General features: G+C 56.6%; 20 protein-coding genes and 1 tRNA gene. 10 read left to right on the top strand and 11 right to left on the bottom strand.

Annotated features, from left to right (window positions below):
* Window position 1: 1 nt before the first annotated feature.
* The 6 genes from DK871_RS16215 (at window position 2) to DK871_RS16190 (ending at window position 9,687) form a co-directional block, all read left to right on the top strand.
* Window positions 2-1,960 carry a type VI secretion system Vgr family protein gene (locus tag DK871_RS16215; protein WP_306109905.1) on the top strand — a complete coding sequence of 653 codons (1,959 nt, stop codon included), beginning with the start codon at window positions 2-4 and terminating at the stop codon, window positions 1,958-1,960.
* The gene (gene tssJ, locus DK871_RS16210) at window positions 1,947-2,462 is read left to right on the top strand and encodes a type VI secretion system lipoprotein TssJ (protein WP_161905750.1); all 516 of its coding nucleotides are present in this window, start codon (window positions 1,947-1,949) and stop codon (window positions 2,460-2,462) included. Before DK871_RS16215 ends, tssJ begins: the two co-directional genes overlap by 14 nt.
* Window positions 2,455-3,795 (top strand): type VI secretion system baseplate subunit TssK, encoded by a 1,341-nt coding sequence (gene tssK / locus DK871_RS16205; RefSeq protein WP_161905749.1) that lies wholly within the window; start codon window positions 2,455-2,457, stop codon window positions 3,793-3,795. Before tssJ ends, tssK begins: the two co-directional genes overlap by 8 nt.
* The gene (gene icmH / locus DK871_RS16200; RefSeq protein WP_161905748.1) at window positions 3,792-5,015 is read left to right on the top strand and encodes a type IVB secretion system protein IcmH/DotU; all 1,224 of its coding nucleotides are present in this window, start codon (window positions 3,792-3,794) and stop codon (window positions 5,013-5,015) included. The genes tssK and icmH overlap by 4 nt, the downstream gene beginning before the upstream one ends.
* A 44-nt stretch (window positions 5,016-5,059) precedes the next feature.
* On the top strand, window positions 5,060-8,269 hold the full coding sequence (gene tssM / locus DK871_RS16195; protein ID WP_161905747.1) for a type VI secretion system membrane subunit TssM: 3,210 nt from the start codon (window positions 5,060-5,062) through the stop codon (window positions 8,267-8,269).
* A 134-nt stretch (window positions 8,270-8,403) separates the two neighbouring features.
* Window positions 8,404-9,687: an OmpP1/FadL family transporter gene (locus tag DK871_RS16190; RefSeq protein ID WP_161905746.1), complete on the top strand. Its 1,284-nt coding sequence runs from the start codon at window positions 8,404-8,406 to the stop codon at window positions 9,685-9,687.
* 235 nt (window positions 9,688-9,922) lie between these two features.
* Here the strand turns inward: DK871_RS16190 and DK871_RS16185 are convergent, their stop codons facing one another.
* Both DK871_RS16185 and DK871_RS16180 read right to left on the bottom strand, forming a co-directional pair.
* Complete coding sequence (locus tag DK871_RS16185) at window positions 9,923-11,230, bottom strand: ATP-grasp domain-containing protein (RefSeq protein WP_161905745.1); 1,308 nt, start codon at window positions 11,228-11,230, stop codon at window positions 9,923-9,925.
* Window positions 11,231-11,245: 15 nt separating this feature from the next.
* The gene (locus DK871_RS16180; RefSeq protein WP_161905744.1) at window positions 11,246-12,187 is read right to left on the bottom strand and encodes a radical SAM protein; all 942 of its coding nucleotides are present in this window, start codon (window positions 12,185-12,187) and stop codon (window positions 11,246-11,248) included.
* 444 nt (window positions 12,188-12,631) lie between these two features.
* Here DK871_RS16180 and DK871_RS16175 point away from each other — a divergent pair, with 444 nt between their 5' ends.
* Together DK871_RS16175 and DK871_RS16170 are read left to right on the top strand one after the other, a co-directional pair.
* The gene (locus DK871_RS16175; protein WP_161905743.1) at window positions 12,632-13,012 is read left to right on the top strand and encodes a DUF4354 family protein; all 381 of its coding nucleotides are present in this window, start codon (window positions 12,632-12,634) and stop codon (window positions 13,010-13,012) included.
* 151 nt (window positions 13,013-13,163) lie between these two features.
* Window positions 13,164-13,499, top strand: coding sequence for a hypothetical protein (locus DK871_RS16170; protein WP_161905742.1), 336 nt, complete (start codon window positions 13,164-13,166; stop codon window positions 13,497-13,499).
* 215 nt (window positions 13,500-13,714) lie between these two features.
* Here the strand turns inward: DK871_RS16170 and DK871_RS16165 are convergent, their stop codons facing one another.
* From DK871_RS16165 to DK871_RS16155, 3 genes are all read right to left on the bottom strand, one after another.
* Window positions 13,715-13,936 (bottom strand): helix-turn-helix transcriptional regulator, encoded by a 222-nt coding sequence (locus tag DK871_RS16165; protein ID WP_161905741.1) that lies wholly within the window; start codon window positions 13,934-13,936, stop codon window positions 13,715-13,717.
* Between the two features lie 10 nt (window positions 13,937-13,946).
* Window positions 13,947-14,351 (bottom strand): DUF2975 domain-containing protein, encoded by a 405-nt coding sequence (locus tag DK871_RS16160; RefSeq protein ID WP_256677478.1) that lies wholly within the window; start codon window positions 14,349-14,351, stop codon window positions 13,947-13,949.
* A 528-nt stretch (window positions 14,352-14,879) separates the two neighbouring features.
* Window positions 14,880-14,966: transfer RNA gene (locus DK871_RS16155), tRNA-Leu, on the bottom strand.
* Between the two features lie 223 nt (window positions 14,967-15,189).
* On the opposite strand from DK871_RS16155, the gene DK871_RS16150 reads away from it, so the two are divergent.
* The gene (locus DK871_RS16150; protein WP_161905740.1) at window positions 15,190-15,666 is read left to right on the top strand and encodes a hypothetical protein; all 477 of its coding nucleotides are present in this window, start codon (window positions 15,190-15,192) and stop codon (window positions 15,664-15,666) included.
* Between the two features lie 408 nt (window positions 15,667-16,074).
* Here the strand turns inward: DK871_RS16150 and DK871_RS16145 are convergent, their stop codons facing one another.
* Window positions 16,075-16,602, bottom strand: coding sequence for a DinB family protein (locus DK871_RS16145; RefSeq protein ID WP_161905739.1), 528 nt, complete (start codon window positions 16,600-16,602; stop codon window positions 16,075-16,077).
* 124 nt (window positions 16,603-16,726) lie between these two features.
* Here DK871_RS16145 and DK871_RS16140 point away from each other — a divergent pair, with 124 nt between their 5' ends.
* Window positions 16,727-17,452 (top strand): tellurite resistance TerB family protein, encoded by a 726-nt coding sequence (locus DK871_RS16140; protein WP_161905791.1) that lies wholly within the window; start codon window positions 16,727-16,729, stop codon window positions 17,450-17,452.
* Here the strand turns inward: DK871_RS16140 and DK871_RS16135 are convergent.
* From DK871_RS16135 to DK871_RS16115, 5 genes are all read right to left on the bottom strand, one after another.
* The gene (locus DK871_RS16135) at window positions 17,449-18,261 is read right to left on the bottom strand and encodes a hypothetical protein (protein WP_161905738.1); all 813 of its coding nucleotides are present in this window, start codon (window positions 18,259-18,261) and stop codon (window positions 17,449-17,451) included. The genes DK871_RS16140 and DK871_RS16135 overlap by 4 nt on opposite strands.
* 18 nt (window positions 18,262-18,279) lie before the next feature.
* Window positions 18,280-18,627, bottom strand: a complete 348-nt coding sequence (locus tag DK871_RS16130) for a DUF2493 domain-containing protein (protein ID WP_003191350.1) — start codon at window positions 18,625-18,627, stop codon at window positions 18,280-18,282.
* Window positions 18,628-18,691: 64 nt separating this feature from the next.
* Entirely contained in the window at window positions 18,692-21,406 is a 2,715-nt protein-coding gene (mgtA, locus tag DK871_RS16125; protein WP_161905737.1) for a magnesium-translocating P-type ATPase, read from the bottom strand.
* A gap of 236 nt (window positions 21,407-21,642) precedes the next feature.
* The gene (locus DK871_RS16120; protein ID WP_161905736.1) at window positions 21,643-21,936 is read right to left on the bottom strand and encodes a hypothetical protein; all 294 of its coding nucleotides are present in this window, start codon (window positions 21,934-21,936) and stop codon (window positions 21,643-21,645) included.
* A gap of 317 nt (window positions 21,937-22,253) precedes the next feature.
* Entirely contained in the window at window positions 22,254-22,865 is a 612-nt protein-coding gene (locus tag DK871_RS16115) for a LysE family transporter (RefSeq protein WP_161905735.1), read from the bottom strand.
* Between the last annotated feature and the right edge of the window lie 338 nt (window positions 22,866-23,203).

Below are 23,203 nucleotides of genomic sequence, written 5' to 3'. Positions count from 1 at the left end.
CATGATGAGCAGTTTCAAGGCTAGTCAGATCAAGGCGCCTTCAGCGGCCGGCACGTTATCGCTGATTCATTTTGAAGCGAGCGAGGGGCTGAGCATGCTCGCGCAGTACACCCTTGAGGTACAGGGCAGCAAAACCGAGTTGGACGCCAATCGGTTGCTCGGCCAGACACTGGGTGTCGGCTTGAGTGCTTCCGATGGCGGTGTGCGCTGGGTACACGGGCATATCAGCGCGGTAGCCCAGGATGATCGATTTGGCCAGCAGGGGCGCTACACGCTGACGTTGCGCCCGTGGCTGTGGTTGTTGACGCTGGCGAGCCACAATCGTTTTTTTGAGGAAAAAACGGTAGTCGAGGTGCTGACGGCGGTGCTGGACGAGTACCCGGGTACGGTGGACTGGCAAGTGACGGGGCGCTATGACGCCTTGGAATACTGCGTGCAGTACTGCGAAAGCGATTTCGATTTTTTCAGCCGATTGATGGAGCGTGCAGGGCTCTATTATTTTTTCACTTTTAAGGACGGTAGCCACGAGCTGGTTATTGTCGATGCCATGAGCGCCCACAAAACGGCAGCTCACTGCGACAAAATGAGCTACCGACCGCACCAGCCCCACTTCATCGCCAGCGTTTTCAGTTGGGTATCGCGGTCTGAAATGACGACGGGAAAGGTCTCGCTGCATGACTACGATTTCAGCAAGGCCAATAGCCGTGAGGCTAGCGTTCAACGCGGCGAAAGCGCTGTGGCTGCCGGTTATGAGCTGGACGATTATGAGCGGTCGTCGTACCCCGGTTTCTTTGCCGATCAGCGTGCCGGCGATGCATTCGCCAAGGTACAGGCGCAGGCTCTGCTCACCCGCCAATGCGTGGCGCACGCGACCCACTCGACACCCTACCTGACGCCTGGTCACCGCTTCGAACTCACCGATCATCCGCAGTCGGCTCATAACGCCAAATACCTGGTGGTGCGATCGACCCTGACAGGCAGTTGCCCTGAGTCGACGGGTGGGCTTGGCGAGCTTCGTTTTGAAGGCTGGGTTGAGGTGATCAAAACCAGCCAGATATTCCGTGCGCCCATTCGCACACCAACGCCGCTCATTAGCGGGCCGCAGACCGCCTTTGTGGTGGGTAAATCCGGCGAGCCACAGTGGGTGGATAAGCATGGCCGGGTCAAGGTGCAATTTCATTGGGATAGCAGCGGCAAGGAAAACGAAAACTGCTCCTGCTGGGTACGTGTCGCCCAGCCGATGGCTGGCAAACGCTGGGGCGCAATGTTCTTGCCGCGGGTAGGGCAGGAGGTGGTGGTGCAGTTTCTGGACGGCAGCCCGGACCGACCTCTGGTGGTCGGCGGCGTTTATAACGCTGGAACTCGGCCACCTTGGGATTTACCTGACCAGGCTTCACGCTCTGGCTTCAAATCGCAATCGCTTGGCAATCAGCAGATGTACAACGAGCTGCGTTTTGAAGACAAGAAGGATGCAGAACAACTGCTGATTTATGCAGGACGCAACCAAGATGTCACGGTGGGCAATGACGCGTTCGTCAGTGTGGGCAACGATTGGCATATCAGCACGGGAGCCAACCAGTTCGTCAAGGTTGCCAAGGACCTGCACGAGTCGGTGGAAGGCAGTCGCAATGTCAAGGTAAGCAAGGACTGCTCGTTGAGTATTGACGGGGACAGCCACTCACAAGTTGAGGGCAAACAGTATTTGACCGCAGGCAGTGTGGACCTCAAAGGTCAGCAAACGATCACCCTTGAAGCCGGCAGTGAGTTGGTGCTCAAGGTCGGTTCAAGCTCCTTGGTACTCAGCGCTTCGGGCGTGGCGATCAATGGCGTCCAAGTCACGATTGACGGCTCTGCAAAGGTCGATATCAACGGCGGTGGCGGTGGTGCTGCTACCGGTGCTGATGCAGCTCAACCTGTCGCTGCAACACTGCCGGAGGAAGCCGACAATGGTCAGGCTTGAGGCGTTGGCACGGTGGTGGCTGGCGAGCGGATTGCTGGCGTGCATGACCGGTTGCAGCTTCTTGGCCGAGCCCGTACCCGAGCCCGTCGCGGACCCTCACCTGACCCTTGCCTTGCAGACGTCTCTGGACGCCAATCGCAACCTTTACGGCAGGCCATCGCCGGTGCGGGTGCAGGTGTTTCAACTGCGGCGTCGTCAAGCCTTCGAGCAAGCCAGCCTGGCTCAATTGAGTTCGGCGGCCGAGCAGGTTTTACGCGCTGACTGGCTGGGGCAGGAGGTGATTGTGCTGCGCCCCGGCGAACGTTATCGCTACCACTTTATCCCCGAATCACGCATGCGCTACATCGGCATCATTGCCGAGTACCGCGATATTGATCAGGCGCGCTGGCGAGCCATCACCTTGCTGGATCAACGCAAGACCCCAGAGCTATCCGTCCAGATCGGACGGCATGCCATCGAGTTCATGGCCCCCTCAATGATAGAGCTACAAACGAATGATTAACCAACCAAAAGTCGTGTGGTCCGAGGGCATGTTCCTTCAGCCTCAACACTTCCAACAACACGAACGCTACATTCAAGCCCAACTGGTTCAAGCACTGCGTGCACTGCAAGTCGATGCCTGGGGGTTTACCGCGCTTAAAATTGACAAGGGGCAGTTGGCGCTGGGGTCCATAGTATTGACCGAGTGCGCAGGCGTGCTGCCGGATGGCAGTTTTTTTGTGCTTGGCGACGATGAACTGGCGTTGTTGCGCTACACAGTGGTGGAAGGGGAGCGGGATCAGCAGGTGGTATTAGCGCTGGCGCTGCAACGCGGTCACGGTGTGGACACGGAAACAGCGCCTTCTGCCGACAGCCTCGCGCGCTATCGGGTGGTTGAGGCGTGCGTCCCTGATAGCAACGCACAGGGCAGTGAGGCGGCGACGTTGCAGTTGGGTCAACTGAACATGAAGTTGGCGCGTGAGCGGGATGTGGTGGTCTCCCATGTGTTTTTACCAGTCGCCAGGGTGCTTGAGCGTTCACCCGGGGGGCAAGTGTTATTGGATGAGGAGTTTATTGCGCCGGTCATGGCCTGGCGGCGTTCGCCAAAGCTTGCGGAGTTCGTCGATGACATCATCGGGCGTGTTCGCCAGCGCGCCTATACGCTGGCGGCAAACCTTGGCGTGCAGGGGCTGGGCGGGGTTTCCGAAGTACAGGACTTTTTGATGCTGCAAACGCTCAATCGCGCTCAACCCTTACTGGTACAACTGGCCAGTCGTGAGGGATTGCACCCCGAGCAGCTCTATCGTTCGCTGGTAACGTTGGCGGGTGATCTGGCCATTTTTGTTGAAGAGAATAAGCGGCCCAAGCAATACCCAATCTACCGCCACGATCAATTGGCCGACTGCTTTACGCCAGTGATTCAGGACCTTCGTCATGCCCTGAGTGCTGAAGCCGGCTCCGATGTGGTTCCGCTGGCGTTGAGTGACAGAGAGTTGGGGGTACGCTTTGCGTCGGTGCCCGACTCGCAGCTGTATCGATCGGCGCGTTTCGTGCTGGCTGTACGCGCGCAACTGCCTGACGATGAGCTGCGTAAACGTTTCCCGCACAACCTGAAAATTGGCCCGATCGAGTCTATGCGTGACCTGGTTGACCTGCAGTTACCCGGTCTGAAGGTGCATGTATTGCCTGCCGCGCCACGTGAGCTGCCGTATTACGCAGGCTTCAGTTATTTCGAACTGGAAAGTGAACATCCCTTGTGGGCTGGCTTGAGCAGCAGCGCCGGGTTTGGTTTGCATCTTGCCGGGGATTTTCCAGGGTTGCAGTTGGCTTTCTGGGCCATTAAGGCTGGCCAATGAGTGCCGCTAAGCCAGGTTACTGGCGCCGCTGGGTGTCGCGACGCAAACGGCCACTCGATGATGGCTATGATGAGCCGGCACGTACCGTTTCGGTTTCGGCAAATGAAGTGCTGGTGCAGTTGGCAGGCGATCTGCTCTACGAAGTCGTGCCGTTGCGTGGCTTGAATCATGCTCCGGATATCGACGAGCTACGCGCCCGGTTGATTACCCAAGTGCGTAGTTTTCAGCGCAATGCGCTGGAAGCGGGGATCGATCAGCATACCCAGGAGCATGCCAAGTATGCGCTCTGCACGTTGCTCGACGAGGTGATTGCCAACTGTGACTGGGGGCAGGGCGCGTGGTCCAAGCAAAGCCTGTTGATGATCTTTCACAACGAGACAGCCGGTGGGGAAGGCTTCTTCGTTCACCTTGATGCGGCTGAACTCAGACCTGCGGAGAATCTGGCGCTGCTGGAATTGATGTACTTGTGTTTGGCACTCGGACTGGAAGGGCGCTATCGCATTCAGAGCGAGGGGCGTGCGGCCTTGGCGTTGCGCAGGCGTCAGCTTTACGAAACCATTCGGTTGCAGCGGGGCCATCATCCAAAGGTGCGTTTGAATGAGCACTTGCTCACCTTGAACCACGACTATTTCAGTCGGCGCGAACGCCTGTTCTGGTGGAGCTTTTGTTTTTGCTTGCTGGTGCTGGCGGGGGCCGGAGCACTTTACTTCGAGAAGCGCTCCTATCAACAACTGCAAGCTCTGCAAGCGCTGCGCCCGGCACAGTCGACCACGGTTGCACAAACACTGGCCGAAAAATTGGCCACCGACATCGAGGCCAATCGCCTGACGCTTATTGATGACGGGCGCAGCGTGCGCATCGTGCTCAGTTCCACTGGTTTGTTTGCCAGCGGTGGCAGCGAGATTGCCGAACAGACGCGTTCGCTGCTGTTGCGAATTGCGCAGGCATTGGGCGAGTGGCAGGGCCGGATTCAGGTTATTGGCCACAGTGACGACACCCCCGTGGCTGGACGACTGGGGTCCAATGAAGCGCTGTCGCTCGCACGCGCCCAGTCAATCCTGAAGGTGTTGGCGGGCGACAAGCGTGACCCTCTGCGCTTCAAGGCCGAAGGTCGTGGTGCTGCCGAGCCGCTGTTCCCAAACGATAGTGTGGAGCACCGTGCGCGCAACCGGCGCGTCGAGATCTTGATCTATGCCCCAGAGCCTGTGGCGACCCCCTGATGGGCTAATGAAATTTCCCCCCCTATGTGTGGATGATTGGCGTCATGCTTTTGCGATTCTTTAAAACGTTGTCACGGGCGGCCGTGATGGTCGCGATGTTGTACTGGGTGACGGTGCTGGTGCGTGACTATGGCCCTCGCTTGTCGATAGATGGCAGCATGCTGTTCACTGAGACATGGCAGCAATGGGGGATATTGTTACCGTTCTACGTTGGCGGGCTGATCTGGTTTTGCTGGAGATGGAAAGTTGATGCGCAGCGCGCCAAACACCGCGCTCTGGAGGTTCAAGTCGACTTGGAGAAACGGATAGCTCCCTGTGAGCGTGAGTTGCAATTGCGTGAGCAGCTTACACAGTGGCGCTTGGAGACACAGGTTGAGGGTGTCAGGCCAGCCTTTTTGCTCTTCGATTTGCATACCACCTCGAACGTTGACCTGCGTATTGAGCGGGTAGGGCGTTACAGCGTGCTGACGGTGAGTGGCCGCTTGCTGTCCGAGGCTGAGTCGCGACGCTGGCAATGTTTGTTGGATGAGCTCAAAGGCGCTAAACGTGACCGATGCGCTTTGGTGGGCGGCCTGTTGTTATTGAATGCTCAGAAGCTGCTGGGAGCCGATGACGGCCAGGAGTTGCAAGCGTTGAGCCTGCGCGAGCGCCTGGAGGAGCTGGCGGGCGCAATCGGTAAGGGCTTGCCGATCCAGGCTATTGTGAGCCACTGCTCCAGCCTGCCGGGCTATGTGCCCTCGATTATGGGATTGCAGGGCGAGGAGCGTGATTTGGCGATTGGCTTTCCTTTGGGGACTAACCAATCCAACCTCTTGCGATTGGCCGAACGCATGGGTAATCGACTTGAGTCCCTTGATGACAGCCTGCTTGATCGATTGCAGAGGGAGCCGCTGACCCTGCTGCGGACTCAGCTTTATGGGTTTTCACCGTTGTGGCGACTGTTCAGTGGGCACGTACAGGTTTTTTTGCAGGCGGTCTTTCATGATCAGGCGCGTTTGCAGTCGCTGCGCTTCACGGCGGGAGATTTGGCTGAAGACGTTCAAGGGGCTACGAGTTCGACACTGTTACTGCGGACCTTGCAGCAGTGTGAGCGTCATGGCGCCTGGCGTATGTTTCTCAAGCATTCTGCAGGTTGGGTGCGCTCGCATGCTCGGGTGTGTTTGATATTGATCGTGGCGGGTGTGTGTGCGTTTATGGCCCATCATTATCATCATCAGGCGCGCATGCTCGATAAGCTGGCCGAGCAGCGGGAAGCGCTATTTAACCTTCGCCAGGGTGGACTTGAGCGGCTCACTCTCCTGACCGATATGGTTGATGTTTCGCAGGATAAGGGTTGGCTGCCCAGCCTGCAGCTTAACCAGCAACAGCGCCTGGTGACACTGATTCAAACGTTATACGAGCAAGCGTTGAGTGAGGTCATTGCACAACCATTGGCCAACGCGTTGGAAGAGCGGATCAACAGTCCTAAGTCGCACGCTTACAACAATCTGCGCCTGTATTTGATGCTGGGCGGGCAAGGTCGTTTGGATACCCACTTTGTTGCACGCGAACTCAAGGTACTGTCGGATCAGCGGCTCCCTCAACCGCAACGTGAATGGCTGAACGCGCATTTACAGCGGGTAGTACAGTCGATACCTGCTGCTGCATTGTTCAGTGTCAACGACGCCCTCGTGGAACAGGCGAGAGAGCACATCTCGCATGAACCGGTGGCGCAGCGTGTTTACCGCCAGCTATCGACCGTGTTGCGAAACCTGCCCCACAAGGAGTTGAGCGTTGCCAGCGAAATCGGGACAGGAGGCTTGATGTTATTTGCCTCACGCTCTGGCCGCTCTATGACGCAGGGGGTGCCTTGGCTCTTTACCCTGGAAGGTTATACGCACTTGAACCAACGATTGGAGCGTTTCATTGCCGAGGCTTTGCGTGATGAAAGCTGGGTTATGGGGGCGGCTCGTCAGCAAGCTCTGCACCACGTGCGGGCCGAAATATTGGGTCTTTATCAACGTGACTATGTGAGGCATTGGGAGTACTTCGTCTCTGACTTAAAAGTTGCGGGCCTCAATGAGCCTGAACAATTGCCGGGGCGTCTGGAGCGTTTGTCACAGCAGGAAGGTGCATTGAGTCGATTGTTACGGTTAATCGACCGTGAAACCCGTCTAAGCCTCAATGCTGAGAACGACGGCATACTCAAGCGTCTTCGCGAGCGCACTGTTGCACTGAAGATACGTTTGGGCGTCGAGGACAACGCCAAGGACATTCTCAATGACGCATCGGAGCAAAGTGCTGTAACGCAACACTTCGCTTCGTTTCATCGGCTGACCGAGTCTGTCGAGGGGCGGCCCGGCCTTCTGGATCAACTGCGCGAAGCGCTGGCTTACGCGGGGGTTTATCTATCTGCCCGAGATGCATCAACAGCCTCGGGTTTATCACCACCCGACGTCAATGCGCTTGAGCGCTTGGACTCACTGACGAGCACTTTGCCGCTGCTGATAAGGCCGCTACTCAGCGACATCGTCAAAGTCGGTAAAGGTTGGGTACGTGCACACCAGTCCGTGACGCTCACAAAAAAATGGGCACAAGACCTTGGGCCTTACTGCGAGCGTGTGGTCCAGCAACGCTACCCTTTTGATCGCAATGCAAGCACCGATGTGCCACTGGAGGCTTTTAACCAGCTGTTTGCCGCTGAGGGGTTACTGCAAACATTTGGGCGCTTTTATCCTGGTCGTCACAAAGACGAAAGCACCTTACTTCGTCCCGACAACAGAGCGGTTGAGGGTGATGAGATCGACCCTTTGGTTCTGCTGCAATTTGACCGCGCAGAACATATCGGCAAGGTTTTTTTTCCTGCAGGCGCCGCGCAGGCGCACATTGATTTCGAAATTAGCCCGGTGACCATGGACGAAGAGATCGCCTCCTTCAGCCTGATCGTGGATGACCGGCAGTTGAGTTACTCTCACGGCCCTATTTTGCCGAGCCTGTTTACCTGGCCCTCTCAAGTGCTGGGTACGCGACTTAACGCGGTGGTGACGCTGTTGGATGGGCGTACCATACGACAGTCGCAGGAAGGCACGTGGGCGTGGTTTCGGCTTATCGACCAAGGGTTACTGAGCGCTGGCCCTACTGCCGATACGCAGTGGCTGACGCTTTCATTTGATGGCTATAGCGTCGTATTGCAGATACGCAGTGTGGGGCTTGAGCAACCCTTCGGTGACGCCAATGTGCGAGCGTTTCGCTGCCCTTATTCGCCGAGTACGTAACTAAGTGTTGCCGGGGAAAAGTTGGCATCGGTGGAACTAACCTGTGCAGATTTATTTCCTACAAGTTGCCCTACAACACTGACATTTAAATATTGTTACTTTCCTCTGTGGTGATCACCACGGAGCTCTAACTAATGAAGAAAGTAATGTTGAAAAAAACACTGGGCCTGGCTATTACCCTGGCCTCTTCACAAGCGTTTGCGGCTGGCTTTGCATTGAATGAACAAAGTATCAGTGGGATGGGAACAGGTTTTGCCGGACGGTCTTCATCGGCAGAAGATGCCAGTACTGTCTATGGTAACCCTGCCGGTATGGTTCGCCTGGACGGCCAGCAAATAACCGGTGGTCTCGCCGTTATCGACGCAACGAGCAACATCAGCCAGGCCAGCGGCAGTTCGAGTGGCAGTAACAAGGGCAACATGGTGCCGCTTACCGGCGTGCCATTTGGGTTCTACACTCAAAAACTCAACGAACAATGGGCTGCCGGTTTTGGTGTCTACGCCCCATTTGGCATGGTCGCCGATTATGAAAAAGGCTTCCAGGGCAAAGCGTTCGGCAGCAAGAGCGAGGTGAAAGTCATCACGCTCCAGCCGACCGTCAGCTATGCCTTCAGCGATAAGCTGTCTATCGGTTTTGGCCCGACCATCAACCGGGTTTCCGGTACCCTGGAGTCGGATATCAACCTTCCGAACCCAAGTCTCGCGTCCAACAATATCAAAATCAAGGGTGACGACACCGCCTTGGGTTTTAACGCTGGCGTGTTGCTTCAAGCGACAGACAGCACGCGGGTAGGCCTGACTTACCATTCGCAGGTCAAGTACAAGCTGGAGGGGCAAACTCAAGTCACTAAAGGTGCCAACGTTCCTGACGCAGTATTGAGCAGTGGCCGCTACGACGCATCTCTCAAAATTGATACGCCAGAGTCCTGGGATTTCTCTGTGACGCAAGAGGTGAATGCTGATTGGAAGCTCTATGCCGGGGCAACCTGGACACGCTGGAGTCGTCTCAAAGACATTACGGTCAAGAACGAGGGCGTTACTTACAGCAATGGTGTGTATGCTCAGGCTTTACTCAGTACCATTAAAGAGGAGCAAAACTGGCACGATACCTGGGCCTATGCCGTGGGAACCTCCTACCGACTGAACAAACAGTGGGTGCTGCGTACCGGTTTGACGGTTGACCAGTCGCCGACCAACAACACCGATCGCTCGCCACGTATTCCTACCGGGAATCGGACCATCTTCAGTCTCGGTGCTGGCTACGATGTTGCGCCGAACATGACCGTCGATGTGGCTTATGCCTATCTCAAGGAAACGCCGGTCAAGGTTGACCGCACCAACGCGCTTGGCCAGTACTACAAGGCCAAGTACGAAAACAGCGCCAATGGTTTCGGCTTAGGGGTCACTTACCGCTTCTGATTCGCCATCGTCTTAAAGCCCTGCTTTCTCACAAGAGAGCGGGGCGTTTTCGTAGATGGGAGTGGCGGTGTAGAGGCCGCTGGCTTCAACGCGTCAAGCCCGCTGTGCATTTGGCACTGGCGCAGGAACTGATTGCCAGAGAACGGGCGCGTAACAAGTGACGCTGGAAATCTCAAGGAGAAATAGCCCGGCGATTGCCGGGCTGGTTTGCGTTCACGTTTTTAATGTCGTATCACTATTCGATATCGATCTTGATCAGTTCTCTGACTTTCCGGTCCAGCGCCTTCATAGCCGCCGGTGTATCTGCTTGTAACCACGCATCCACTGCAAACACCTCCTCAAAGTCGCCGCCGATGGACGTGCCGGGTGCTATATGGGTATTCACACTCAGCACACCGGTCAGTTGGCGTGCCGCTTCCACGCCGTGGATCCCTCTTAAAATCCCACTTACTCGTGGGTAAACCGCAGACATCCCATGGTACCCGGACGCCATGGGGGGCTCGGGGAAACAAAACGGTTTGCCCAGCAGCTGTTGAACGTATACAGCTGCAAAGTCAACACCACGCAAAGCCAGCAGGCTTTCCCGCACACGCATTCCACCAACGCGTGGATTAACTTCGATGATGCTGGCACGGCCTTTGGAGTCGTATCTTAATTCAACGTGACAGAAACTATTCCTCAAACCCAGCGTGTTCAGTACCACGCGCGTGTAGATCAATATTTGTTGCTGTTCGTTGAGCGTAAGGCGAACGGGGGGGCTGACCAAAAGGTTTTCATAGGATGAGTATGAGCTCTGCTCTACGTCTAACTTATCGTGCATCACCAACGGCAGGATTTGATGCCCGGTGCATAAACACTCGACACTGATTTCATAACCATCAATCGCCTCTTCGGCAAGCATCTCGCGCATGGGTTCGAAATGTTCGTCGCCAATGTCGTGGGCGCAAAAATATTCAGTGTAATAACCATGGCGAGCATGCTCCTGGTAATGGCGGAATACGCGGCGCATGTCGGCAATATTCTCACAACGTGAAATAAAGCTTGAGCCCAAACCCACCACGGGTTTCAGTATCAGTGGGAAGCCCACATGCTCGGCGGCGACTACAAGGCTGGCATCGCCGATAACGCGTGCGTAACGTGCGGTATAGACATTGCGTTCACGCAGGCGCTGGCGCATGGCGAACTTGTTGTTGGCGAGGTACAACGCGTCGACAGGAGGATGGGGCAAACCGCGCCGTGCGCAAAGTTCTGCGACCTGGGCCCCCAATAACCCTTCGGGTGTGAAGAAGCCGATACAGGTGCCGATGCCGACCACGGTTGCGTGTCGTTCCAGACGGCACACCATTGTTTCCAGGCCGTCGCTGCTCCAGTCCGAAATGGGGATGGCGCGAAATGGCAAGGCATCTATGTCATCAGGGGTCAGGGCATCAGGTACGATGGCAATCATAGTCAACCCGGCCTGAGTGGCCGCGACGGCAATGGCACGTAAGTTTGGCAGGCGGATGATCAAGTTTTCGATAACGATAATAGTGAGTGGTTTCATAGGGCGCTTAGTGGGTCAATAGACGAGAAGGGCGTCGTTGCCATCCGGGTAGTGCGAGACGATGTAGCCTTGATCATCAATCTCGTGCAGTGGCGGCAGGCTTGAGTTACCGGAAAGTGTTTTGTAGCGCTCGGCTGGATAAGGTGAGCGGGCGCGAATAAAACGCTGTCCTCCAATATTTTCGTAGCGCAGGACTTGGCCTGGTGTGATGTAGTGCGTGCCCACGGCGGTGACGTACCCATAAGGCAATGCATAGGTACCTGAAAACGCCATCAATTGGGTAATTAGGGTATGACCTTTTTTCACGGTGGTGCGCAGCGGTGCGCCACCTGGAGCGTCTGCGCAGTGCATTAAGTGATAAGGCGTGATTCCAACCGCGAGGAAATGATCGATAAGATTCTTAAGGCTGTGGAAATCGTCGTTGACCCCTTTGAGCAGTACTGCGTGGCCACGTGCGTTGATGCCCCGACGGCTGAAGCCATTGAGTGCCCTGATGACGTCCGGTTGCAGCTCGCTGGCGTGGTTGATTGCAACGTCCAGAGACACGCTTGTGGAGCGCAGAGGGTAGGCATAATCGACGTAGTTATAGCTGGCAATACGTTCGATAAAGGCTTCATTAATGCACTCTGGTTGAAGCAGGGCGTGCCGAGTTGCGATACGAATGTTATTGAGATGGGGGATGCTCGCCAGGTTTTCCAGCAACGCGAACAGCTGTTTTGGTTTTACCAGCGGGTCGCCGCCAACGATTGAGGCTTGGGTGATGCGTGCATCGTTGCGTATGTACTCTATGGCATTGATGAGGTTTTCTTCACTCATCGATTGGGACTCGCAGCGCGCAGTGCTGGCTTTCTTGATGCAGTAGCGGCAGGGACAACCGAAATAAGGTGTCAGCTCAACCCGGTCTTCATCAACGCGCGATAAGCCGCAAGTGCAGTTTTTTTGCTGGTGATGGCGCATGCTTGTCGCTTCCATGTCGAGGACGGTGAGGGGGGACAGCTGATGTTGTTATCAGAGAACCATTAAAGTGCCATCCAACCGAATGGTTCTGATACAGCTATTCAGCGTAATTCAGAGTTATTCATAGTGAGTCCGACATGGCGCGCTTCGCTAATGACTTTATAGCGTTTACAGGGCCGCCTTCATTTGGCTGAAGGCGGTTGCTACGCCTCGCAGGATGGTTTCAAAATTATTCAGTGTGATTAAGTAGTGTGATGCGAATTTTTCCTTCGCACCGTCGAAAGGTGCCGCTATCAAAATAGCTCTGCTGATTTATCAGTCGAACATCCTTTTCAAAGAGCGACAGCTTGGCGATCTGAAAAGTAGGTGGATTGCGTGTAATTCACGCATGGCTTTGAGCTCAATTGTTTAGGATTGAGGTTTAACACAGTCAGCGGACTTACTATGAAAATTTCAAGTGTCATTGCCTCAATCACTCTGAGCTTCATTACGCTTAGCGCGCATGCAAAAGGTCTGGATCACGTAATAGTAGTCTCGACACAAAAAACTTCCGGCACTATGTCTGTGGGCGAGAAAAGTGCCTATACACAGAGTTTTGAAATTTTCTTGGGGAATCTCAAGGGACGCGGACTTGATTTGGCTGGCTACTGTTTGAAAGCTTACGGAGCTGAAGGCAAAGAATACAAATTGGATACTGTGGATGAGGTGCTTACCGTCGGAAAATTAAAAGTAGGTGCCCCGGTCCAAGGTATGGCAGTGTTTTCATCGGTCGATCCCAGCGTATATCAGCCGCTGATGATCAAACTGTCTGAAGTATGCAAATAAGCCATTCTCGGATATCAGAATGATGGAACTCTGTTTTTCGTCCGAGGAACATCACTCTGCGCTTTCTCTAGGTGCTGAATAAACCTTTTGTTGACTACACCTCTGGCTTACAGTTCAGGTTATTATTTTTTAATGTTTACTGAGTAATATAATGAAGAATGAGATAACCGAAAAAGAGATGCGCTGGGCATTGTTTGGTGTGTCTGAGCCCGTTGTGTCGGCGGTCAATAAATATAGAAAACATCTTGGTCCGGATATCTCAGCAATACCGAGGCTAAAGTCTGAAAAACAAATAATTCCAAATGTTTTCACCTCGAGACTTCGGGTGAAGCTCAGAGTGGATAATGAGTTTGAAGGGAGAATGTACGAAATAGTGCATGAGGCTGATACGCTCAGTTCCCTCGTGGCGGAGCAAGAAGCTGTCAAGGCTGCGAGGAAAAAATATCGCTTTGTTGAGGTGATTTCGGTCAGACAATCTAATGGATAATAGCCGTGTCTCTACCGTTGTTATTCAGCACGTCGCATGAATGCTCGCAGCGCTGCGACTTTAAGAGAACTCAAGGGTGTTGCCATCCACCTAGTATGACAGCGAAAGCCTTGCGCAGGCTTATCTGCGCAAGGCTTAGGTTTCCAATGCCAAGGCTCATACCAACCTTGTTTTATTTAATAAATGCGGGATGTCGGTATTTAACTCAATAATTATTAGTTAGGCACGTCTGGTTCCGGTTGATAAACCAATAAATCACCAGGCTGGCAGCTCAGGTATTTGCAAATCGCTTCAAGCGTACCTAGACGCACCCCCTTCACCTTTCCCTGTTTCAACAAAGACAGATTTTGCTCGGTGATGCCAATCGCCGCTGCAAGGTCTTTCGACTTCACCTTGCGCTTGGCCAGCATCACATCCAATTCAATAATGATCGGCATGGTCGCGGCCTTACACAAACGTTTTGATTTCAGAGTCGATTTCGCTCGCACGGGCCAAGATCCGAGCGATCACCGCGATGCAACCTGCAAGAAAGAGCGCGACAAAGTCTGCCGAGGTGAAGCTGATGGTGAAAAGGCGCTGACCGGGTGGAGCGTGCAATGTTGCCAAGACACTCAGTATCGGCATGCATATGAAACTTGAAATTACCCAAAGGACAACGCTACGTCCGACTTTACCCAAGTGAACCGCAGCAAGGCTGGAGAAATACTCCTCTCGCGCATACGCCTGGAAAAGCCGGCGTAAGTGATTCAGCCCGCTGGCCAAAGCGATCAAAGGCACGCTTGAAACCACAATGGCACCCAGCGTTTGCCACCAGGCGAGCATTTCGATTTTGATCGACAACTGGGTAATCATCACACCACTTAGGGAAACCCGGCGCCTAGCCCATCGCTGGACCCCAGCACAGGGAAAATCCACAAGGCGGCGTTGAAGACTAGCATTCCTGCGGTGAGCATCAGTGTTACAGCGGCCATCCGTTGGCTGAATCGTACAAGGTGGGTGAGGGGCATGTTTTGAGCCTCTGTGTGGGTGAGGCTCGAAAATTACATGATAAATTATCGTAAAACAATAATAATTGGCTGTAATATATTTATGGTCGACCTGAAGGGTGCGGTCAGCCCATCAACTCAACCCGCCATTGCCCGCTGGCAATCGGCTCTCCAATAAAAACAGCAGGTCAGCCCCCCGTGTTCCGTCCTTCACTAGGGCCCTGTAAGCGCACCTCTGCCCACCACGCTGATCCACCACCCGACACCTTCAAGTGCCGGTCGCGTGTCGGGAATTTCCCCGGAAACCGACGGAACGCCATAAACGAAAAAACCCGCCAACCGGCGGGTTTTAAAGCGTTTCACGGACTTTACTGGCTGTCAGTGAAACGAGAGATGGTGCCCGAACCCGGAATCGAACCGGGACGCCCTTACGAGCGGGGGATTTTAAGTCCCATGCGTCTACCAGTTTCGCCATTCGGGCGGTAGCGCGGTGTTACAGGGTTGGGAATATATAGATCCAGCCGCTTCAGCGCAACCTCAAAGCCGGTTTTCCCGCATAAAGATGCGCAGGAAAAAGCGTGGCAGATCAGTGATCTACAGGGGCTTTGTGTCAAGTCCTGAGGAACGTACGCAACGCAGGAACAAGCCCCATAAATGACAGTCATAGCGATATGCCATTTCGGCATTTCACCAGGAGTCGTTTGATGCTCAGTGTCCGTAAGCAGGCTTGGATCATGGCCGTGGGTGTGGCGGGTTTGTTGGGCACTGCCGTGTTCAGCTCGGCGCAGGCGGGGAGTGCGGTGCGGTGGGGTGAGTTTGGTGCGTCGTCTTCAGATAAGTTAACGGCCGGCTCGATGGACGTGGGCGGTGCCTATGTGTTGAAGCCGTCGGGTGTTTCCGTGGGTGATGTCGAGGCGCTGCAAGCTGGGCAGAAACAGAGTCAAAGCGAACTGCAAAGCTTGAAAAGTAAAGTGGAGGGGCAGGAGCGTGCGTTTGATGAGTTCAAGCGCAAGGATGGTTCGAGTGCCAGTAGCAGTGACAGTCAGCTGTCCAGTCTCAAGCGGACGGTGGATGAGCAGAAGAGCACGATAGAGCGGCAGAAAGGCGAGATCGACGGGCTCAAGCGTAGCCTGGATGATTTGAAGCGTAGTGTGGAGGCGTTGAGCAGCAAGGTGAAGTGATTAGTGTGGGAGCTGGCTTGCCTGCGATGGCGGCCTGACAGTCAGCACAGTTGGGTTGTGTGCATATCCATTGCTGCGGTAACGGCTACTTAGGGTTCCGCTCTGACAGCGGCTCACTTTTGAAAAGAGCCCAAAAGTAAGCAAAAGGCTCTTGCCCCACCACTCGGCACCTCGCTCGGGCTCGGTGTGCCCGGAATTCGCCAGCGTGGTTTAACGGGGCGCTTAAGATCAAAAGCAGATCAAAAGCAGATCAAGAGCGACTCGCTTCGCATCGTGGTTACCGTCGGCTGCTACGGTCTGCAAAGTTGTGTAGATACCTATGCTGCGATGCAGGCACCTCGGTATTTCTGTAACACCGCGGCGATGCGATCGCAGGCAAGCCAGCTCCCACATTGACCGTGTTGGCATTTAGCCAATCAGCGCCAGCAAGTCGGTCACTCCCACGTTCACACCCGCCTGGCTCAGCAGCGTCGTCACCTGGCCGCGGTGGTGGGTCTGGTGGTTGAAAAAGTGCACCAGCAGGCCGAAGAAGGGTTTGTCGGCAGCCACACCGCGCATGTTGTGATAGCGCAGGCGTTGATCAAGGTGGGACTCGTGCAGGCTGTTGGCCCAATCGATGATCAGTTGGTCCAGCCAGGCGCGATGGGCCGATAATTCAGCAAGGCTGGCGAAGGCCAATTGCTGGAGGTCACCGGGCGTGGCAATGCCGTTGAGTGGCGCCAAGGCCGCAAAGTGGGCCGGGTGTTCGGCAAAGCGCTTGAGCCAGACGGTGTCGCCCAGCATCAGGTGGTTCAAGGTGCCGAGGATCGAGCCGAAAAACGCCTGGCGGTCCAGGGTCAATTGCGCGTGCGTCAGGGTGCTGGCGGCGTCGTAGACCTTGCGGTTCATCCATTGGTTGTAGGTGGCCATCAACGCAATATGCTCGATGCGATTCACCGCTGTTCTCCCTTGTCGGCGTGATGGCGCCATCATAAAGCTTGCCCGCCCGACGGTCATGGTGTTCCATCAGGGGAGGACTATGTTTGATCAACGCCACTATTGCGCCCCGGAGGGCGACACCATGAATACCAGCGATCTACTGGAACAACTGTTGCGCGCAGGGCAGCAAGGCGGCGGGGCTTCGGGCGGCGGCCTGGGCGGGTTGCTCGGCGGGTTGTTGAAGGGCGCCGGCACCGGCAATGCGTCATCGGCGGGCGGCGGTTTGGGCGGTTTGGGCGGTTTGGGCGGTTTGGGCGGTTTATTAGGTGGCCTGGGTGGCTTGTTGGGCGGCGCGCCGGCAGGCGGTACTGCCCAGACGCGCAGCGGCGGTGGGATGAATTACGCGGCGCTGGCGTCCCTGGGCATGGCGGCGTTCCAGGCGTACCAAGCCTGGCAACGCCAACAGGCTTCGGCACCGCAGCAAGCTATCCAGACCGTTGACCAGCTTGAAGGGCCTGAAGCCGAAGCCCATAGCCACGGTGTACTGCGTGCGTTGATCGCAGCAGCCAAGGCAGACGGCGAGATCGATGAACAAGAGCAGCAGATGATCTCTGCCGAGATCGGCCGTCACACCGACGACCCTCAGTTGCAGCAGTGGCTCGACGCCGAAGTCGCCAAGCCCCTGGATGCCGCCGATTTTGCCGAGTATGCCAATGACCCGGCACTCGCTGCGGAGATGTACCTGGCGAGCGTGATGCTGGTCAATGATCAGCAGGACGCCGAGCGCAATTACCTCGACGACCTGGCCGGTCAGTTGCAAATCGACCCGCAATTGCAGGTGCATCTGGAGCAGAAGGCCAAAGCCTAAAACCTCAGCGTCGCCCCAGTGGTCAGCCACTGGGCGCGATCGCCAATCAGGCTGCGTCCGACCAGCAGGTCCACGTCGACAAATTCGCCAATGTGCAAACGCGGCCCAGCCTGCCAGGCCTGTTCGCCGCCTTCCTGGCCATAGCGCTCGCCAATCAGCGTGAGCGCCTCTGCCAACTGATATTCGAACCCCGTGCCCCAGGTCAGGCGGTGCTGTTGATCACCCTCGTTATAGGCGTGGCTCCAGCCCGCGTTCAGGTTCAGCCGCAAGGGCGCCAGGGGTTGCCATGTCAGTGGGACGTTCAGGTCTGCGCCATCAAACCCGTGATGGCGATCCAGCGCGACATGCGCCCCGATAGCAACTGCCAGTTCCAAGCCCAGGTCTTGCCGTGACAGCACCTGCACCTTGGCCTGTGGGCTGATCTGCGTCTCGCCTTGGCCCGCGTCCGTGGCCCGTGACAACGCAGCTCCCCATTGCACGGCAGGCATGGCGCTGAACGTGCAGGCGGGCGACAAGCTGCTGTTGTGGGTGCTGCCCGCGTGCCGCTGGGCGCTGTACCAGGCGTCGACGTTGCATTCACCCGGCGCGTTGATCGCGCCGTCATCAACCACATAAGCGCCGCCTGCGGCTTGCGCTTTTGAAACCAACGCGACCACCAAAACAAGGCCCAGGGTCATGCCGATAAAGATCAAGTTGCGCTGCAATGCACGGCGCTTTGCTGGCGGCAGTAACAGCAGGGTGTGGCGAGAGTGGCGTGCGCGGTATTTGGCAAACCCGTCCCGGCGTGCCGGCGTGTGTTTTTTGTGCATGATGCACCTCGCTTGAATTCAACTTTCTACGGTCAGCACCGAAATGCCGCTGGCTTTGGCCTGGCAAACCAGCTCCGAGGTATCGTCACCACCCGGCAGGGCGATGATCAGGTCGGGGCGGCTGTCGGCCAGCATGAAGTGGTTGCGCTGGCGTTCGGCCTGTTTGCCGTGGCGCTGCCAATTGGGTGGGTAGCGCACCACGTCGATACCGATTTCCCGTGCCCATTCCTCGATCTCACTGCCCAGGAACTGGTTGCCGCCGTGGATCAGTACCTGCACCGGGCGCAGGCGGTGGTAAGCATCCAGCACATGGCGGGACTTTTTGGTGTCGGCGTAATGACGACCTGCACAGATCAACACGCGCATGAGTAAATCCTTTTCTTGCACGCTGGCGACCGGGCGGCCGCCAGCGTTTGAACGGCGGGGAGGGTCAGTACCACTGCTTGAAGCGGCGGATGTAGATCGTCTTCATCAGTTGGGCGACGCAGCAGTAAGCCAGCAAGGTGCCCACCAGCCATGGGAAGTACGCCAGCGGCAGCGGTTGCAGGCCCACCAGGGTGCCCAGTGGCGAGAACGGCACGTAGATGCCCAGGGCGATCACGATGCAGGTCATCATCAACACCGGCCACGCGGCCGTGCTCTGGAAGAACGGGATCTTGCGGGTGCGCAGCATATGCACCACCAGGGTTTGCGAAAGCAGCCCCTCGATAAACCAGCCGGACTGGAACAGCGTCTGCATTTCCACACTGTTGGCCGAGAACACGTACCACATCAGCGCAAAGGTGGTGATGTCGAAGATCGACGAGGTCGGCCCGATCCAGATCATGAAGCGGCCAATGTTTTTCGCATCCCACTTGCGCGGCTTGGCCAGGTATTCCTTGTCCATCTTGTCCCACGGCAGGGCCAGCTGGGAGATGTCGTACATCAGGTTTTGCAGCAGCAGGTGGATCGCCAGCATCGGCATGAACGGAATGAACGCACTGGCCACCAGCACCGAGAACACGTTGCCGAAGTTGGAGCTGGCGGTCATGTTCAGGTACTTCATGATATTGCCGAAGGTTTCGCGGCCCTTGAGCACGCCTTCTTCGAGCACCATCAGGCTTTTTTCCAGCAGGATAATGTCGGCCGATTCCTTGGCGATGTCGGTGCCGCTGTCTACCGAAATACCCACATCAGCATCGCGCAGCGCCGGTGCATCGTTGATACCGTCACCGAGGAAACCGACGGTGTGGCCGTTGGTTTGCAGAGCCTTGAGCACGCGGGATTTTTGCAGCGGCGTGAGCTTGGCAAACACCGTGCGTTCTTCCACGCGACGCAGCAAGGTGGCGTCGTCCATGGCTTCGATTTCCACGCCCAGCAGCGGCTGGCCGGGCTCCAGGCCAACCTGGCGGCAGATCTTGCTGGTGACCACGGCGTTATCGCCAGTCAACACCTTGATCGCCACACCAATCTGTTGCAGCGCCGCAATCGCCGGGCCTGCGGTTTCTTTCGGTGGGTCGAGGAAGGTCAGGAAGCCCTGGATCACCAGGTTGCGCTCGTCGCTGGTGGTGTACTGCTGGCGTGCCAGTGCTTTGGGGATATTGCGGGTCGCCACCACGAGTACGCGGAAACCGTCTTCGTTGTAGTCATTGGCGAGTGCCAGCAGGGCGTCACGACGGCGCTCATCCAGGGGCAAGGCTTCGCCGGCCTCCATCACATGCGTGGCAATGCTCAGCATCTCTTCCACCGCACCCTTGCACACCAGCAGATGGTCACCGGCGGCATCCTTGACCACGATCGACAGGCGACGGCGGACAAAGTCGAACGGCAATTCATCGACCTTGCTGTAGGCAAACGGCACTTGGAACTTGGGGTTTTGTTCCGAGAACTGCACCACGGCCTGGTCCATCAGGTTTTTCATGCCGCTCTGGTGAAAGCTGTTGAGCCAGGCCAGGGACAGCACCGCGTCATCACGCTGGCCGAAGGCATTTACGTGATGCTCGAGGATGATCTTGTCCTGGGTGAGGGTGCCGGTCTTGTCGGTGCACAGCACATCCATCGAGCCGAAGTTCTGGATCGCATTGAGGCGCTTGACCACCACTTTGCGCTTGGCCATGGCCGTAGCGCCCTTGGCCAGGTTGGCGCTGACGATCATCGGCAGCATTTCCGGGGTAAGGCCGACGGCTACCGCCAGGGCAAACAGGAAGGCATCGCCCCAATCGCCCTTGGAGAAGCCATTGAGGAAGAACACGATGGGCACCATCACCAGCATGAAGCGGATCAGCAGCCAGCTGACACTGTTCACGCCCCGGTCGAAGGCGGTTTGCACCCGCGAGCCGACAATCGCCTTGGCCAACGAGCCAAAGTAGGTGCGCGGCCCCGTTGCCACCACCACTGCTTTAGCGCGGCCGCTGACCACGTTGGTGCCCATGAAGCAGATGTTCGGCAAGTCCAGCAGGTTGCCTTGGTCGGCGGCGAGGGTGGAGGCAGATTTTTGCGTGATATCGCCCAGGGTGTCGTACTTCTCCACCGGCAAGGCTTCGCCGGTCAGCACAGCCTGGCTGATAAACAGGTCGCGGGACTCGATCAGGCGGATGTCGGCAGGGATCATGTCACCGGCGGACAACTGCACGATATCGCCGGCCACCAGGTCGCGCATCGGCACTTCGCGCAAGGTGGGCTGGGCGCCCACCTGCTCGCGGCGCAGCACGGTGGCGGTGGTGCGCACCATGGCCTTGAGGGCCTCGGCGGATTTGGCCGAACGGTGTTCCTGCCAGAAACGCAGCAGGCTGCTGAGCAACACCATGGTCATGATGATGACGACCTTGGTCGGGTCGGCTTCTTCGCCTTCCTGCATCGGTAGCCAGCAGTCAGTCACAAAGCTGATGCCGCCCAGGGTCAATAGCACGTAGATGAACGGGTTGTTCAGTGCCTGCAGGAACTGGATGATCGCGTGCGGCGGCTTGTCATGGGCGACTTCGTTATAGCCTTCCCGTTGCAGGCGCGCCGAGGCGTCCAGTTCGGTCAGGCCGTCTTGGGTGGCCCGTACATTGGCGAGAGTGGCCGCCAGGCCATTGTGGGCTTCACGGGCGGCACGCATCGACAGCTTGGTGTCGGCGGCGGTGCCATTTTTCTTGTGCAGAGGCGTGTTTTTTACGGCGCTCATTGTCTGTACTCCTGTCGCCAATTCTCGACAAAACATACCCGGTACTTACCTGCAGACAGGCGAGCGAAAGCATGCCGAGCCGCAAACTTTGCGATCGGTTTAAATAAGGTGTTCACATAACTTCTGAAAGGCCCGCTAACAGCGCGTTAGTTAACTAACGTGCAGCGGGCTACTACTGGACCTGTTCATAACGAACTCCAGGGTCATCAATAAGAAAGTTGTTGTTTCCGGCTAGGTCAGGCGGCGCGAGCGCTCAGGTAAAGACCGAACAGCAAGCGCGCTTGCGACAGGCTGGAAACCTGGGGTCTCTGTGGGTCTTGAGGGTCGGCGTGATCCCAGTGCTGCACCAGGTGGCCGCTTTCAGGGCATATACGCCAGTGGGCCAGCGGCGGTGCCGGGCGCACTTGAGGGGAGGGTGTGGCAAAGATGGAGCGGGTTGGCAAAAAGCCTGCCGGTACTCGGCACAGCTTGGCGCGCAGGGCGGCAACCAGTGTGCGTGTATCGGGCAAAACAAGGAATTGGAAGGTCATAACACACCTCGGGACCGGACGGGCGACCGGCGAGGCAGTTACGGTGGAGCATCAAGCTCTAGCGCAGCTTACCGGACCTGGAACGCGAGTCCTGTCATATTCTGGGTTTGGCGCCCGATGCCCGCAGAGGCGGTGCTCGGACAGCGACTAGATACTGTGTCCATTGGCTTCTTTTGTGAGGTTTAAAAAAGGCCCCAGTTGCGGGCACGGGCAATCTACTCAGGGCATCAGTGAATGTCAACGTATGATTAATTAAATTGTCCGGTGTTCAGAGTTCGTTCAGATAAGAGGCGCGCGTAAGTTATAGTTGAATAACTTCATATACCGTGCGAGGCGAGGAGTGCCAGATAGATCAATACTAAACCGCAGGCCGCATAACTCACGCGTTGCCACGTCGGTGATGCGTTTTTGCGCAGCAGGTTTACCAAGGCGGCAGTGAGAAAGCACGAGAGCACCGACGCCAGCATGAAGCCGGCAAAAAACATCAGGGTCTGCCCGTGGCTGGGAGTGGTGCCGACGATACCCGACAGAGCACTGCCCAGGGCGCCCCAGTAGACGATGTTCTTCGGATTGGCCAGGGAAATCGCCGCGCCCACCGCCAACGCATTTTTGCCTGAACTGGCAGGGGCGTCGTCCGTTGCGGGTAACTGCCAGGCATCGATCAGGCTGCGGATGCCCAACCAGGCCAGGTACAGCGCGCAGACGATTGTGAGTGGCACCCGCACTGCATCATGCTGGATCAGCAGTGCGATGCCGGTGAGGCCAATCACGGCCCAGACGGCGTCGCCCACCAGCGAGCCGAACTGCACCAGCAAGGCTGGTGTGAAGCCATGGAGCAAGCCGCGGCGCAGGGTCTCTGCCAGTACGGCGCCGGGGGAAAGGCAAAATACGAAGCCGAATACCAGCGCATAAACAAAGATCGACAGCATGCTCAGCTCCTTTCGAGAAAGTGCCAGAGCATACGTCAGTCCGGGAGGGGGATACCACGTCCTCTGTAGGAACACTCGCGATGGCGGTGTGTCAGCCACTGAGTCTTCAACTGAACCACCGCTTTCGCAGGCAAGCCAGCTCCCACACTGGCCATGCATTGCCCACAGAATCAGCGCCTGGCGCAGATCCCCTGTAGGAGCGAGCTTGCTCGCGAGAAGCGTCAACGATAACGCGTGTTTCGTGGATGAGCGCGGTGTCTATGAGTTTTTCGCGAGCAAGCTCGCTCCTATGTATGGACTCGCCCCCACTGTCAACCCGCTTTTCAAACAATGGTACC

It is taken from the genome of Pseudomonas sp. L13 (assembly GCF_009935965.1).
In the GTDB taxonomy this organism is placed as follows: domain Bacteria; phylum Pseudomonadota; class Gammaproteobacteria; order Pseudomonadales; family Pseudomonadaceae; genus Aquipseudomonas; species Aquipseudomonas lactis.
This window is presented reverse-complemented; position numbering and strand designations above follow the sequence as displayed.